The organism is Flavobacterium sp. ZT3R18 (assembly GCF_007097385.1).
GTDB lineage: Bacteria > Bacteroidota > Bacteroidia > Flavobacteriales > Flavobacteriaceae > Flavobacterium.
Window position 1 is genome coordinate 105,342 of the sequence record NZ_VJZS01000012.1, and the last position, 14,768, is coordinate 120,109.

Genomic DNA, 14,768 nt, shown 5'->3' on the forward strand with positions numbered 1-14,768 from the left:
TGAAAATGTAATTTTCGATTTGCACGATTTGTGTTAAAATTTAATATAATTAATTGATTTTGTAAACAGTTAAATGTAAGTGAAAAACATAGCTATAATTCCTGCCCGAGGCGGATCAAAACGCATACCAGAAAAAAACATTCGACTCTTTGGAGGTGTACCATTATTGGTACATTCAATACAATATGCATTAGCAAATAGTGAAATTATAGATGCTATTTATGTCTCTACAGATGATTTAACTATTAAAAAAATAGCGTTGGCTCATGGGGCAAAAGTTATTGATAGGCCAGCATCTCTTTCGGGGGATTTGCAGCCAACGATTTCAGCCTTAAAGCATGTTCTAGAAACAATTGAAGATACTGTAGATAATGTTATTTTGCTACAGCCTACCAATCCACTGCGTCCTCAAAATTTATTGAAAGAAGCATTTGAAATTTATAAAATTGGAAAGCATAATAGCTTGTTTACAGTGACCAGAAATCATCAGAAATTCGGGAAAATTATAGACAGTAAATTTATTCCTTTTAATTATGCAATTGGACAACGCAGCCAGGATTTAGAGCCGCTTTTTTTTGAAAACGGATTGTTGTATATCACTAAAGCCTCCTTGATTTTAGAGGAAATTATTATTTCGGAAACTGCTTTTCCTCTTGAGGTAAATCATATTTTTGCAAATATAGATATCGATACGAAAGAAGATTTGGATTATGCCGAGTATCTTTTTCAAAAAAACATAACCCACAACTCATAACTCCTTTTATGAACCCATACATAGAAATAGCAGGACGTAAAATAGGATCAGATTTTCCGCCATTAGTCATTGCCGAAATCGGTATCAACCACGAAGGTTCTTTACAAATAGCCAAAGAAATGGTTGATGCTGCATATAAAGCCGGTGTTGAGGTTGTTAAACATCAAACTCACATTGTGGAAGATGAAATGTCTGGAGCCGCCAAAAGCGTCATTCCTGGCAATGCTGATGTGTCCATATACGAAATCATGGAACGTTGTTCGTTGAACGAAGCTGACGAATTAGAATTGAAAAAGTACGTAGAAAGTAAAGGAATGATCTTTATTTCGACTCCATTCTCCCGTGCTGCAGCCGAGCGATTGAAAAAATTTAATATTCCAGCCTATAAAATCGGATCGGGCGAATGCAATAATTATCCGCTATTAGAGCATATTGCTTCGTTAGGGAAACCTGTTATTTTGAGTACTGGAATGAATACCATAGAAAGTATTAGCAAAGCAGTAGCTATTTTTGATAACCATAAAGTCCCTGTAGCTTTATTGCATACAACTAATTTATACCCAACACCAACACATTTAGTTCGTTTGGGAGCCATGACTCAAATGCATGAAGCTTTTCCGGATAAAGTGTTTGGATTGAGCGATCATACGCTGAATAATAATGCTTGTTTGGGAGCAGTGGCTTTGGGAGCCAGTATTCTCGAGCGCCATTTTACGGATCACATGCAGCGCACAGGGCCAGATATTGTGTGCAGTATGGATGAAGAAACCACAAAGGATTTAATAGTAAATTCTAATGAGATTTGGCAAATGCGTGGTGGTCTTAAAGAACCAGCCCAAGAAGAGCAAGTGACTATTGATTTTGCTTTTGCCACCGTTTGTGCTATTGCAGATATAAAGAAAGGGGAAACTTTTACCAAAGAGAATATTTGGGTAAAGCGTCCTGGAACGGGTAAAATATTAGCCGAGCACTTTGATGATCTGTTAGGTAAAAAAGCCACTAGGGGTATTGATAATGATGAGCAATTAGATTTTAGTGATTTTGAATAAAATGAAAAAAATCCTTTTCCTTACTGGAACCCGTGCCGATTTTGGCAAAATAAAATCATTGATTTCGATTTTGGAACAACAACCCGAATTTGAGGTTTTTGTAGCGGTAACCGGTATGCATTTACAGGAAGAATACGGTTATACATTACTAGAAATACAACGTTGTGGGTATAAAAACATCCATACTTTTCATAATCATACCCATGAAACCACCATGGATTTGACATTGGCCAAAACCATCGAAGGACTCTCCAGTTATGTAAAAAAAGTAAAGCCGGATTTAATCCTCGTACATGGTGATCGGGTCGAAACTTTGGCGGGAGCCATTGTGGGTTCTTTAAATAATATTTTGGTGGCACACATTGAGGGTGGCGAAATATCGGGAACGGTAGATGAATTGATTCGTCATAGTGTGAGCAAACTGAGTCATATTCATTTTGTTTCCAATGCCGAAGCTGCCAAAAGATTGCAACAAATGGGGGAGATAAAAGAATCAATTTTTACTATTGGTTCACCTGATATTGACGTTATGTTTTCGGATAAACTTCCGGATTTAGCTGTTGCTAAAGAATATTATCAATTGTTTTTTGAAACCTACGCTATAGTGATGTTTCATCCTGTTACCACCGAAATAAAAGAAATGGAACAATATGCAACCCATTTTGTAAATGCATTGCTTGCCGATAACCATAACTATGTTGTGGTTTTTCCAAATAATGATTTAGGAAGCAAAACGGTTTTGAAAGCCTACGAACGATTAATCGCTAATCCTCGTTTCAGGATTTTTCCATCATTGCGATTCGAATATTTTTTGACATTATTAAAAAACTGTCAATTCATCATTGGGAATAGTAGTGCAGGAATTCGAGAAGCACCTTATTACGGAATTCCCATTATTAATATTGGTACTCGCCAACAAAATAGAGCGGTTCATGCTGATATTATAAATGTAGATTATGATGAAAAGAACATATCAGAAGCCTTAAGAACTATTGATTCACGCCAAGTGGAACAGACAGATGCCGATTTTGGGCAAGGCAATAGCGCCGAATTATTTTTGGAATGTCTTCAAAAAGAAGAGTTTTGGCAAATGAATCATCAAAAACAGTTTAGAGACAGATAATGCAAAATAATAAAATATTCATTCTCTTACCCGATGGAATTGGTTTACGAAATTTTGCGTATTCTGATTTTCATGCATTGGGTATAAAAGAAAATTTCGACATTGTTTTTTGGAACAATACTCCGTTTGATTTAGCCGAATTAGGTTTTAAAGAAATAAAGATTCAAAACTCCAAGTCACATCCACTTACGGAGACCTATAAGAATGTCCGTAAGCAAATCGAATTGAACCTCAATATCCGAAGAACCAAAGATCGTGTTTACGATACGTATCGATTTCCTTTTTCGTATGCAACACCCATAAAAGCAATGAAAAGTGGAGCCACTGAGTTGTTGTCTTTTACCCATTCTTCAAAGTACGGGTTAAAACGTATTCGAGAAAAAATAAAACAAGAGGAGCGCAAAACGTTGTATTATCATCAATGTTTAGAAACCTTGCAAAAGGAAAAACCAGTTGTGGTTTTTTGTACCAATCAGCGACCAATGACAGCAATTGCACCATTGTTAGCAGCACAGGAATTAGGAATTCCCACGGCAACCTTCATTTTTTCTTGGGATAATTTGCCCAAGGCTACTATGGTGGTAGAAACAGATTATTATTTTGTGTGGAGTGACCTGATGAAAAAGGAATTGCTTTTTTATTATCCGTATATTCAAGAATCACAGGTTTTTGTGACTGGGACTCCACAATTTGAATCTCATTTTGATAAAAATAAGTTGCTTTCAAAAGAAGATTTTTTTGAGCAAAACGCTTTAGATACAGATAAAAAATACATTTGCTATTCGGGGGATGATGTAACAACTTGCCCGGATGATCCAAAATACCTAGAAGATGTTGCAATCGCCATTCGAGAATTGAACAAAAATGGCCAGTCATTGGGAATTATTTTCCGACGCTGCCCCGTTGATTTTTCGAGTCGATATGAAAAAGTACTCGATGAATATCAAGATGTAATCAATCCAATTGCACCACTTTGGGAAAAAATTGGAGGCGGTTGGAATACGGTTTTGCCCACTCAAGCTGATGTTGATTTGCAAATGAATACGATAGCCCATACGGAACTAGTGGTCAATTTAGGGTCTTCTATGGTTTTTGATTATGTGGCGCATCATAAAGGGTGTGCTTTTATTAATTATGATGTTGCTAATAGAAAAACCTCGGATTGGTCTGTTAAAAAAATATACAATTATGTACATTTTCGTTCCATGCCCAATACCGAAACCGTTTTTTGGATCAACAGTCCAGATGCAATTGCAACTATAATCGAGAAAGGAATAGCAACGAACTCCTCGGTTATAGAAGGTGCAAAGCAATGGTTTCAAATCATCAATTATCATCGGCCACAAGAAGCTTCAAAACGTATTTGGGAAGGAATTAAAACCATCATTTCTAAAGAATAATGCTTTTCTTTGTACCCTAGATTACCCTACAATTTTTTAAATTAAATTATGTTTTTCAATTCTCTGGCTTTTGCCGTTTTTTTACCAATAGTGTTTCTCTTGTATTGGTTTGTTTTTAATAAAACGAAGAGTACTCAAAATGCGCTCCTCATTGTTGCGAGTTATTATTTTTATTCCTGTTGGGATTGGCGTTTTTTGTTTCTGTTGGTCTTCTCAACATTTTTAGACTATTATACTGGAATTCAAATTGAAAAAAGCAATAATGACAAAGGGCGGAAGTTTTGGTTTTGGTTGAGTATTGGTGTTAATTTGGGATTCTTAGGAATTTTTAAATACTATAATTTTTTCTCAGCTTCATTTGCGCAAATGCTCACTGCTGTAGGATTTAAAGCGAGTCCTATTTTGTTGGATGTCATCTTGCCCGTTGGGATTTCTTTTTATACCTTTCACGGTTTATCTTATGTGATTGACATTTATTATAAAAGAATCAAGGCCGAATATAATTTTGTCGATTACTCTTTGTTCGTGAGTTATTTTCCACTTTTGGTAGCTGGTCCTATCGAAAGAGCAACTCATTTATTACCTCAAGTAAAAATAAAAAGAGAGTTTGATTTGGCTCAAGCCAAAGAAGGAGTTTGCCAAATTATTTGGGGATTGGTCAAAAAAGTTGTCATTGCTGATACCTGTGCGACTTATGCCAATGCCATTTTTGATAATTATACGGCAATGAATTCCTTTTCTCTGATTTTGGGAGCCATTTATTTTGCATTCCAAATTTATGGAGATTTCTCAGGATATTCTGATATGGCTTTGGGGATGTCAAAATTGTTTGGGTTGGATTTATTACGCAATTTTAATTATCCCTATTTTTCAAGAGATATAGCCGAGTTTTGGCGTCGTTGGCACATTTCTCTTACCACTTGGTTTAGAGATTATTTATACATTCCATTAGGCGGAAGCAAAGGATCAAAGAGTATGCAAATCAGAAACGTTTTTATTATTTTTTTGGTAAGCGGTTTTTGGCATGGCGCCAATTGGACGTATGTGACTTGGGGATTTATCAACGCATTGTATTTTTTACCACTGCTATTGTTAAGTAGAAACCGAAATAATCTTGAAGCAGTACCTTTAAAATGGAATTTTGAATCGGTTGGAATAATTGGGCGAATGGTATATACTTTTTCGTTAACCTGTATAGCTTGGGTGTTTTTTAGAGCCAAAACCATAACCGATGCTTGTTTGTATTTGAAACGAATAGTAGTAAACAGAGAATTTGCTTCACAGTATCTTGCCAATGAGCGTTACAATTATGAACTACTCTTGATGGTAGGCATTTTTGTTTTGGTCGAATGGAATAATAGAACCAAAGTCGAGCCTATTTCAGGGAAATACAATACCGTTAAATTGGCTCTGGCTATAACTGCTATTATCGCTTTTGGAACCTATTCTGATTATAAAGAATTTATATATTTTCAATTCTAATGCAAAAGTTTATACGATTCATTTTAAAAATACTGGTCTTAACGATAGTAATCGCTGTTGTTTCAGACTTTTTATATACAGCTGTTTATTTGCAATCGAGCAATCGAGGTAAAATAGATCATGTTTACAACTCAAAAAATCAAAATTATGATGTGGTTGTTTTAGGTTCTTCCAGAGCCAATAACCATTTTGTTGCCCAAATGTTTGAAGACAAAGGACTAAAAACATTCAATTACGGTATGAGTGGCGGGCATTTGTTTGAAGCTTCCCTGCTTTTAAAATTAATGGTGGAACGACATTATAAAATTAAAAATGTAATTCTAGAAGCCGATTTGAATTTGTCGAATGATCATCAAGCTGAAGGGATTGCAGCTCAGTTTTTGCCATACTTGCATCAGTCGGAAACGATTGCAACCCATTTTGAGCAAGAGGAAGATTTTAAGGAATTGTATTACATCCCTTTTTACCGCTACATTAAATTTGATGAGCGTATCGGTTTTCGTGAAATGTTTTTTAATGTTATTCATAAGCGAACTATTCATTTAGATAATTTGGGCTATTATCCTTTAGGGAAAAAACCGAATGCCAATATGAAAAATGATATTGTCAATTTAAAACCTTTAAAATACAACCGATATTACGAAGAGATTAAGCAAATTTGCAAGGCGAATAGTATAAATTTCATAGCGGTAATGACCCCAATGTGTGAAAACACTAAAGGGATTAATTATTTTGATAAAGTTCAAAAACTATATCCAGAAATTCATAATTATGAAAATGTGGTGGTTGAGGACAAATATTTTTCTTCCTGTGGGCACATGAATGACACAGGCGCAAGATTGTTTACGGCTCGAATTCTGAAAGACTTTTTTAATAAATAGAAACAATGCACATTGCTTTTTTAACTCCAGAATATCCTCATGATCGGGTACGCTATGCGGCAGGAATTGGTACAAGTATCAAGAATCTAGCTGTGTCTTTGGTTAAAAAAGGGGTTACTGTTTCAATTTTTGTTTATGGTCAAAAAGAAGATGCTCTTCTCCAAGAAGAAGGAGCCAAAATCCATTTGATAAAAACTCAAAAATATAAAGTATTGGGTTGGTATTTTCATCGAAAGTACATTCAAAATTACTTGAATACCCATATTGTTTTGGATCAAATTGATTTGGTCGAAGCGCCAGATTGGACAGGAATAACAGCTTTTATGAATCTGAAAGCACCGTTAGTGATTCGTTTTCACGGAAGTGATAGCTATTTTTGTCATTTGGAAGATAGAAAACAAAAGCTTAAGAATTTTTGGTTTGAGAAATTAGCAATTAAGAAAGCTCATGCTTTTATTGCGCCTACGAGTTTTGCAGGAGAACTGTCTAAAAAGCTTTTTGGAATAAAAAACAAAACAATTCAAACCATTCATAATGGATTGGATTTGGATTATTTTAAAAATACCTATCCATTGGTGTATGAGAAAGGTTTGATTTTATACATAGGAACGATAATTCGAAAAAAAGGGGTATTTGAATTGCCAGCTATTTTCGATAAAGTTAGGAGTAAATTCCCAGAAGCTCAATTGGTTTTGATAGGAAGTGACTCTTTTGATGTTCTAACCAATTCTAAATCGACTTGGAAAGTAGTACAACAACAATTTCAAAACGACGATATAAACCATGTTTCTTATTTAGGAAAGATTTCGTATCAAGAAGTGCAGGATTTTATAAAAAAAGCTCATGTTTGTGTTTTTCCTACTTTTGCAGAGACTTTAGGAATGGTCACAATTGAATCTATGGCTTTGCAAAAACCAGTGGTCAATAGCAACATTGGTTGGGCACAAGAATTAATCGTTGATGGTGAAAGTGGCTATTTGGTACATCCTAAAGAGCATGATGAGTTTGCCAATAAAATAATTGGTTTGTTGCAAGACGATATTTTATGTTCTACCATAGGAAGTGCAGCTAGAATAAGGGCAGAGGCTGTTTTTGATATTGAAAAAATAGTAGCGCAAAACATTGCTTTTTATAAAACCATAATAGATAAATTTTGATTGTAGTATATCACAAAAACAACAGGATTACCAAGGTTATTTTGGAGGATAAAAGTAAAATATCTTTTGCCAAGAATAAACCTATTGCTTTTGGTTTAATGCAATTGGCAGAACGATTTCCAGAGTCAAAACTGGTTTGGTGTCATGAAGAGTATCAAGAAGTGCTTAATCTAGCGGAACTCAATACGATAATGCACCACAATAAAATAATGCTTTCCTATAATCCGAGTAGCAGTAATTATTTAGGCTCGAAAATAGGCTATGTAGAGGAATCGTTGTTTATTAAAATCAATAAAAGCGTTAGGTATCCTACCTGGCAAATGAGTAGTTTAGTAGGAGGAGTTCATGCTTCAATAATAAAAGCTACTGAGGGAACGATACAACGGGATTCGGATTTTGATTATTATTTAAATTCAATTGCCAAAGTGTGTAAACCACAAGGTTTGTTGTGCTATTCTGAACCGAAGCTGTTAAAAAAACACTTTTTAGTTTCTTCTCCCAAAGCTTCTATTTTTACCCTTTTTAAATTTATAAAACAACACTATAAAAAGAGATGGGTAGTAATGTTGTTTCTAAATTTAATTATCTACGAACATGAATTTCCTTTAGTAGCCTTTTTATACGCTTACTTTTTTAAGAATAGAAAAAGAAATGCAACGAATATAGATACTATTAAAGTCAATTCATCCCTTACAGTTGTGGTTAACCCCACTGTAGATGTTATTATTCCGACTATTGGGAGAAAAGACTATTTGTATGATGTATTGAAGGATTTAGGGCAACAAACCCATTTGCCAGTTCATGTCATTATAGTAGAGCAAAATCCCTCGGTCGAAAGCGTTTCAGAACTCGATTACATACATAATGAGGATTGGCCTTTTGTTATAAAACACACCTTTACACATCAAGCAGGAGCTTGCAATGCTAGGAATTTGGCATTGAGTCAAGTAGAAAGTGAATGGGTATTCTTGAATGATGATGATAATAGATTTGAATCGGATTTGATAGAGGAGGTATTCAAGGGTATTAAGCAATACGGTATTTTGAGTTTGACAACAGCATATTTACAAGTAAATGAGCATAAACATAATTTTCATATTCATCAGTCCAGTATTTTTGGATCTGGAAATAGTTTTTTGAAAGCCGATTTGTTAAAAAAAGTATCCTTTGATGAGAGCTTAGAATTTGGATACGGGGAGGATACTGATTTTGGATTGCAATTGCGTAATTTAGGAGTAGATGTTATTTGTTTTCCCGAGATAGCGATTTTGCATCTAAAAGCTCCCATGGGTGGATTTAGAATAAAACCTACTTTTGCATGGACTAATGATAAGATACAGCCCAAACCTTCCCCTACGATTATGTATGTGAAACTCAAGTATAATTGTAAGGAGCAAATAAGCAGATATAAAACTACATTGTTTCTTAAGTATTATAGACATCAAAATGTCAAAAACCCAATTCGTTATTTAATTTACTTCAATAAGCAGTGGAGAAAAAGTGGTTTTTGGGCAAAAGAATTAAAAAAAAGATAGTAAAATCACCCTTGATTGGCAGTTGGATAAAAACTACATTTACTGCTGAACAGATATTTTATCTTACAATAATAAACACATATTAAACAAGCACTTATTTTGATACAATCTATTTCAATTTGTACGTCATTAGGGAAAAGCGAAGTTCCTTTTGACGGAGGTCTAAAGAATAAAATAGAAATAGACATCACAAATTTTATGTATTCAACAATCAATTCATTTGATATTGTAATACAATTTTATCAACCCATTACCCAATTTAGAAATCACGATTATCAATGGGTAAATTGTAATAGCAATAGAATAGCGAATGAGTTTTGCCCTAAGATTATTAAATTGAAGGATGGAACACTGGTTCAAGCAAATTGTAATATAGGGATTTGGGAAGTTAGTAAAAAACACAAAAACGTATTGATGTGGCGTTTTAATCCTGAGTACGCTGCTTCATTAACGAACTATATTAACGGGCAGAATGAAGTTACTATTCAATCGGCAAATCAAAACTTTAATAGAAAACAAAAACTAGCGGTTTTGTTTTCTAAGGAAAATGCTGTTGAATTAAGTCGGTCAAAAAAACCATTTAAAGCAATAGCTTGTTTTACGGATCATTGTGATTTTGATACCCCAGAAAATTTAACGATTCAAAGAGCTTTTTTTAAGCGAAACAATGTAAAAATTACGAAAGGTTTTTTTCTAGATCATTTTTCAAAACGATCAGACAATGCTTCCTTTGAAAATGATGCAGAAGAGTTGTTGCTATGGCAGAAAGATGGTCATGAGTTAGGTTACCATTCTCTCTCGCAATCTTTAAAATCTATTCCAGATAGTTTTGATGCTTTTTTTAATTTTAAAGCTCCTTTTTCTAGTCTTTCTACATGGATTGATCATGGTTTTCAGCCGTATAATTTATCGCTTTTTAAAGACAAAAAAATAAAAGACGAAGATTATGAAGCCAATTTAATAAGTAGAAATATTAAAATTCTGTGGAATTATATTGACTCGGGTAAAGCAACAGTAGGGGTAATTAATCAATTGAATACGAAACAATTTACACTTTCTAGTTTCATAAAAGGAAATAAAGGATTACGTTTTTCGAAACAATTGCAGTTGATGGCTAAAAATATGATGTTTCACTTTTATGCCGATCAAGAATTGATTCAGAAATACAAAAGTATCGCTGGAAATTTTAAAAAAGTGGTTTATCAAAAGGATAAGAGTAAATTTTATGCCTTACTTAAAGATGGTTTTGGTTTGGCTTCCAGTTTTTTGGCCGTTTTTGTTTTTTGGAATAGCAACAAAAACAAACCTTATAAATTAGCAAAATATAGCCCGATTTTATTCAAACATACCATTTTTGAGAAGGAATTTTATATTTTTCAGACGTTAAAAATAGTTAATTTTGAAAAGGCATTGTGCAAAGAAAACATTGAATCGCTTATAAAAGAGAAAGGAATTTTTATTGCCCATACCTATTTTTCGGTACCTATGAAGTACCACAAAGGCAGGTTGTTTTATAGTAAGAATGAGATTAATTATATAGTAGAGCAAAACTTTAATTTTCTAGGTTCAAAAATTATAAATAATGAAATTTGGAATCCTACTTTAAAAGAATTGGTTGATTATTGGTCAGGTTTTGAGAGTGTATTGTTTGATGTTGATGAACTGGGTACTATAGTTGTGAAAAATGAAACGAATATAATTTATAGAACCGTAAAGTAATGGAGTTTATTTTTACAAAAGACAAGCAATGGCTAGAAAGATGGGACAATTTTGTGCAAGCTAATGATAAAGGGAGTCATCTAGTATTGTCAGATTGGTTGCGTTCTTATGAATCCTATAATTTTGATTTTGAAGTGTGTCTTTGTTTAGAAAACAACATTATTATAGGCGGGTATGGTGTTGTAATTGCCAAAGTATTGTTTTTTAAGTTTTATATCGTTCCTTTTGGACCAATTGTAAGCAAAGGGCATGAAAGGGATCTAAATTCTCTTATTGATAATGTGCCTAAAAGAGCCAAAAAGCTTAAAGCATGTTACAGTCATATTACGTTGCCATTTTCATCAGTTTCCAATAGTCATGTGTATCCTGATTTTCCTCAACTTGATTCTCTTAAAAACGCAAAACAGGGACATTTATTTAAATATGTTTATTCTTCAAATGGACTAAATTGGGTAGGTTTGAAAGGTTTTGATACTGAAACAAAAATAATGTCTCTAAAGCCATCAATAAGGAGGAATATTAGGAACTCTTATCGTAAAGGTTTAGATTTTGAGGAATTGGGGACTAGTGAGAAAATTAAAGAAGGGTATCAGCTTTTTGTTGAGAATTCAAAAGCGTCAAATTATACTATAAGAGACTGGGATGAAATAAAGGAATGTTTATTTGCTTTATTAGAAAAAGATGTTTTAAAAATGTTAGGAGTTTACAAAAATAAGGAACTGAAAGGGGCTGTATTATTATTAAAATCAGGGAATTATTTGACTTATGTTTTAGGGGGGTCCAAAAAAGAAATGCCGGATTTGCGAACTGGAGATCTTCTTCAATGGGAAGCAATAAAAATGTCTTTAAAATATGGTTTTGATGGATATAATATTTCCTTGGGAGGGTCAAAAGGGGTTGTTGATTTTAAAAATAGTTTTAATACCGAGCAAATATTGTTTGAGAATTCTAAGTTTCATTGGGTTTTGAATCCATTTGTTTTTAAAATGTTTTTGTTTTTTGATAAATACATGAAACCATATAAAAAGAAAATAGCGCAAATATTATCAATGATAAAAAAATAAGAGATGAAAGTGGGAAATAAAGACTTTTGGGAGAATGAAAATATTATTAAAACACAAGACATTTCGAAAAACATATCAAATTTTGAAGCGTTTATGTTTGAAAAAGCAAAAGAGAGATATAAAGCATTTGGAAAAATTAAAAATATTAAAGTTTTTGGATGTGGTACCGGTAGAGAAATTAAATCTATTGTAGAAATTTATCATCCTAGTAGAATTGTTGCTTCTGATATTTCAGAAAATATGATTTCAAAATGCAAAAAAAATCTTGAAATTTGGAAGATGAATTCCATTACGGAAACGATTGTTGGAAATGCTTTAGACTTTAATAAAGTGAGTTGTCAATTTGAGTTAGTTACTGTATTAAATAGTATGTTAACATACGTTCCTGAAAGGAATAACCGTTTGGGGATTTTAAAAAATGCTCATCAAATTCTAAAGGATGATGGGGTTATGATTGGAACGGTTCATAATCAAGTCGGAACTTTAACGAAAACATTGTATTTTAAAATTAGAAATTTTTTTTCCGTTTTTTTGGGAGAAAATGTTGGTAATAGGGATACTGGTTTTAATGGGCTTTATATTCCAGGCTATTATTATGCTAAAAAAGGATTGCTAGAAGATATTGAAGAATCGGGGTTCAAAAATATTGAAGTTTATTCTTTAGAAGAATTTTCAATTTTGAATGGTACTTCCTATAATAGAAAAAAAGGGTATAATAATTTAATATTTATAGCTTCAAAATAGAAAATTCATGAAATTATCATTAATCATCTGCACCTACATGCGACCAAAACCCTTGCTTCAATTGTTGCAATCGGTAAGGGAGCAAACTATCTATCCCGATGAAATTTTAATTATTGATGGATCTACTAATAATGAAACACAACTGGTTTTAAAAGAAAATTATTTTAAAAATCTTGACTATTATCAGGTGCCAAATGAACATCGAGGTTTAACCAAACAGCGTAATTATGGTATTGCTAGAGTAGATAAATCGTCGGATATTGTTGCGTTTTTAGACGATGATATAGTTTTAGAAAAAGATTATTTTGAACAATTGATAAATACCTATAAACTGTACCCAGAAGCATTGGGAGTTGGTGGTTATATCAATAATGAAGCGAAGTACGAGTTTGTAGGAGATAATTACCAACCTAAAAGCAACGAATTTTATTTTGATGGCTGGAAACGAAAAGACGGAAGCCGATTTATTCTTAGGAAAAAAATAGGATTAGATAGTGATGCTCCTCCAGGATTTTCTCCTTTGTTCTCTCATGGAAGAAGTGTTGGTTTTTTGCCGCCAAGCGGTAAAATTTATCAGGTAGAACAATTAATGGGAGGGGTTTCTTCTTTTAGAAAAAAAGTATTTGATAGCTTTCAATTCTCTACTTATTTTGAAGGGTATGGTCTTTATGAAGATGCCGATTTTACGCTAAGAGTCGGCAAAAAGGGGCAATTGTACCTAAATACAGCAGCAACCTTAAGCCATTATCACAACCCCTCGGGAAGACCGAATCAATACCAATACGGTAAAATGGTGGTAAGAAACGGTTGGTATGTGTGGCGTGTTAAAAATCCTAAACCAGCATTAAAAGATAAACTAAAATGGCATTCTATTACAATACTATTGACAATCATTAGATTTAGTAATATCTTTAGCGCAACAAAAAGAACAGCAGCTTTTACCGAAGCACTAGGGAGGACTGTTGGGTGGTGGAGTTTGATTTTTAGTAAACCAAAAAGTTAGCTTAATTTAAAATAAAATGGAGCAATTCAATATCTGTAAAGTTTGTGATGCTAGAATTGAATTAATAAATGAGAAGTTTAATTTAGGTCAATGTAGTAAATGTAAATTTATATTTTGTTTAACGGCTTATTCTCAAGAACAATTTGTAACGGTTTATGATGAATTGTATAATAAAGAGGATAGTAAATATCAGAGACATTCAATAATTGAGTTTGATCAAATTGTAAAAGAAAAAGTCATCAAAATAGGTTTGAATCGTTCTAGATTGATAAAAAAAAACATTTTGAACTCAAATTGTCAATCGGTACTTGAGATTGGGAGCGGAATAGGTTTGATTGGGGCATACGTACGGTTAAAAAATGAACAAATAAAATACACAGGAATTGAACTGGATGAAGAAGCATTTCGTAAATCACAACTATTACAATTGAATACAATTAATGGCGATTTTACAGAAATGGAAAAAATAGAAGGTCAGTTTGATGTAATAATGCTTTGGGAGGTTATTGAACATCTTCAGGATCTGAAATTGTTTCTTGATTTGGCTTATAAAAAACTAAATAATAAGGGTAAAATAATACTCTCAACTCCCAATTATAATAAGATACGGAATTACCCAAATAGAGAAAAAGACCAATTATTTCAGGATGAACCTCCAATTCATCTTAATTTTTTTACTACAGAAAGCATAAAGAATATTTTTGAATTGTATCATTTCACTAATTGCAAAATTGAGATTAAGAAATTTCCTTATGTAGCATTAACTAAGAAACTTTTTTTTAAGAATTCTTTTAAAGCCTTATTGAATAATTACCAAGGATCAACGATTTATCTGGAAGCAACAAAAAAGTAAATTC

General features: G+C 33.1%; 13 protein-coding genes. All 13 read left to right on the forward strand.

Going from position 1 to position 14,768, the window contains the following annotated elements:
- The first annotated feature begins 79 nt into the window (after positions 1 to 79).
- Positions 80 to 754, forward strand: a complete 675-nt coding sequence (locus FNW52_RS13535) for a cytidylyltransferase domain-containing protein (protein ID WP_143377981.1) — start codon at positions 80 to 82, stop codon at positions 752 to 754.
- A gap of 8 nt (positions 755 to 762) precedes the next feature.
- Positions 763 to 1,803: an N-acetylneuraminate synthase gene (neuB, locus tag FNW52_RS13540; protein WP_143377982.1), complete on the forward strand. Its 1,041-nt coding sequence runs from the start codon at positions 763 to 765 to the stop codon at positions 1,801 to 1,803.
- Between the two features lies 1 nt (position 1,804).
- A complete protein-coding gene (neuC, locus tag FNW52_RS13545; RefSeq protein ID WP_143377983.1) occupies positions 1,805 to 2,926 on the forward strand; it encodes a UDP-N-acetylglucosamine 2-epimerase in 1,122 nt (373 codons plus the stop codon).
- Positions 2,926 to 4,326 carry a UDP-glycosyltransferase gene (locus FNW52_RS13550; protein ID WP_143377984.1) on the forward strand — a complete coding sequence of 467 codons (1,401 nt, stop codon included), beginning with the start codon at positions 2,926 to 2,928 and terminating at the stop codon, positions 4,324 to 4,326. Before neuC ends, FNW52_RS13550 begins: the two co-directional genes overlap by 1 nt.
- Positions 4,327 to 4,374: 48 nt before the next feature.
- Entirely contained in the window at positions 4,375 to 5,808 is a 1,434-nt protein-coding gene (locus FNW52_RS13555) for an MBOAT family protein (protein ID WP_143377985.1), read from the forward strand.
- Positions 5,808 to 6,689: a hypothetical protein gene (locus FNW52_RS13560; protein WP_143377986.1), complete on the forward strand. Its 882-nt coding sequence runs from the start codon at positions 5,808 to 5,810 to the stop codon at positions 6,687 to 6,689. The genes FNW52_RS13555 and FNW52_RS13560 overlap by 1 nt, the downstream gene beginning before the upstream one ends.
- 5 nt (positions 6,690 to 6,694) lie before the next feature.
- The gene (locus FNW52_RS13565) at positions 6,695 to 7,846 is read left to right on the forward strand and encodes a glycosyltransferase family 4 protein (protein ID WP_143377987.1); all 1,152 of its coding nucleotides are present in this window, start codon (positions 6,695 to 6,697) and stop codon (positions 7,844 to 7,846) included.
- Positions 7,843 to 9,381 carry a glycosyltransferase family 2 protein gene (locus FNW52_RS13570; RefSeq protein WP_143377988.1) on the forward strand — a complete coding sequence of 513 codons (1,539 nt, stop codon included), beginning with the start codon at positions 7,843 to 7,845 and terminating at the stop codon, positions 9,379 to 9,381. Before FNW52_RS13565 ends, FNW52_RS13570 begins: the two co-directional genes overlap by 4 nt.
- Before the next feature lie 99 nt (positions 9,382 to 9,480).
- On the forward strand, positions 9,481 to 11,100 hold the full coding sequence (locus FNW52_RS13575; RefSeq protein WP_143377989.1) for a hypothetical protein: 1,620 nt from the start codon (positions 9,481 to 9,483) through the stop codon (positions 11,098 to 11,100).
- Positions 11,100 to 12,164, forward strand: a complete 1,065-nt coding sequence (locus FNW52_RS13580; RefSeq protein ID WP_143377990.1) for a peptidoglycan bridge formation glycyltransferase FemA/FemB family protein — start codon at positions 11,100 to 11,102, stop codon at positions 12,162 to 12,164. The genes FNW52_RS13575 and FNW52_RS13580 overlap by 1 nt, the downstream gene beginning before the upstream one ends.
- A 3-nt stretch (positions 12,165 to 12,167) precedes the next feature.
- Entirely contained in the window at positions 12,168 to 12,908 is a 741-nt protein-coding gene (locus FNW52_RS13585) for a class I SAM-dependent methyltransferase (RefSeq protein WP_143377991.1), read from the forward strand.
- Between the two features lie 7 nt (positions 12,909 to 12,915).
- Entirely contained in the window at positions 12,916 to 13,911 is a 996-nt protein-coding gene (locus FNW52_RS13590) for a glycosyltransferase family 2 protein (protein WP_143377992.1), read from the forward strand.
- 16 nt (positions 13,912 to 13,927) lie between these two features.
- Positions 13,928 to 14,764: a bifunctional 2-polyprenyl-6-hydroxyphenol methylase/3-demethylubiquinol 3-O-methyltransferase UbiG gene (locus tag FNW52_RS13595; protein WP_143377993.1), complete on the forward strand. Its 837-nt coding sequence runs from the start codon at positions 13,928 to 13,930 to the stop codon at positions 14,762 to 14,764.
- Positions 14,765 to 14,768 lie beyond the last annotated feature (4 nt).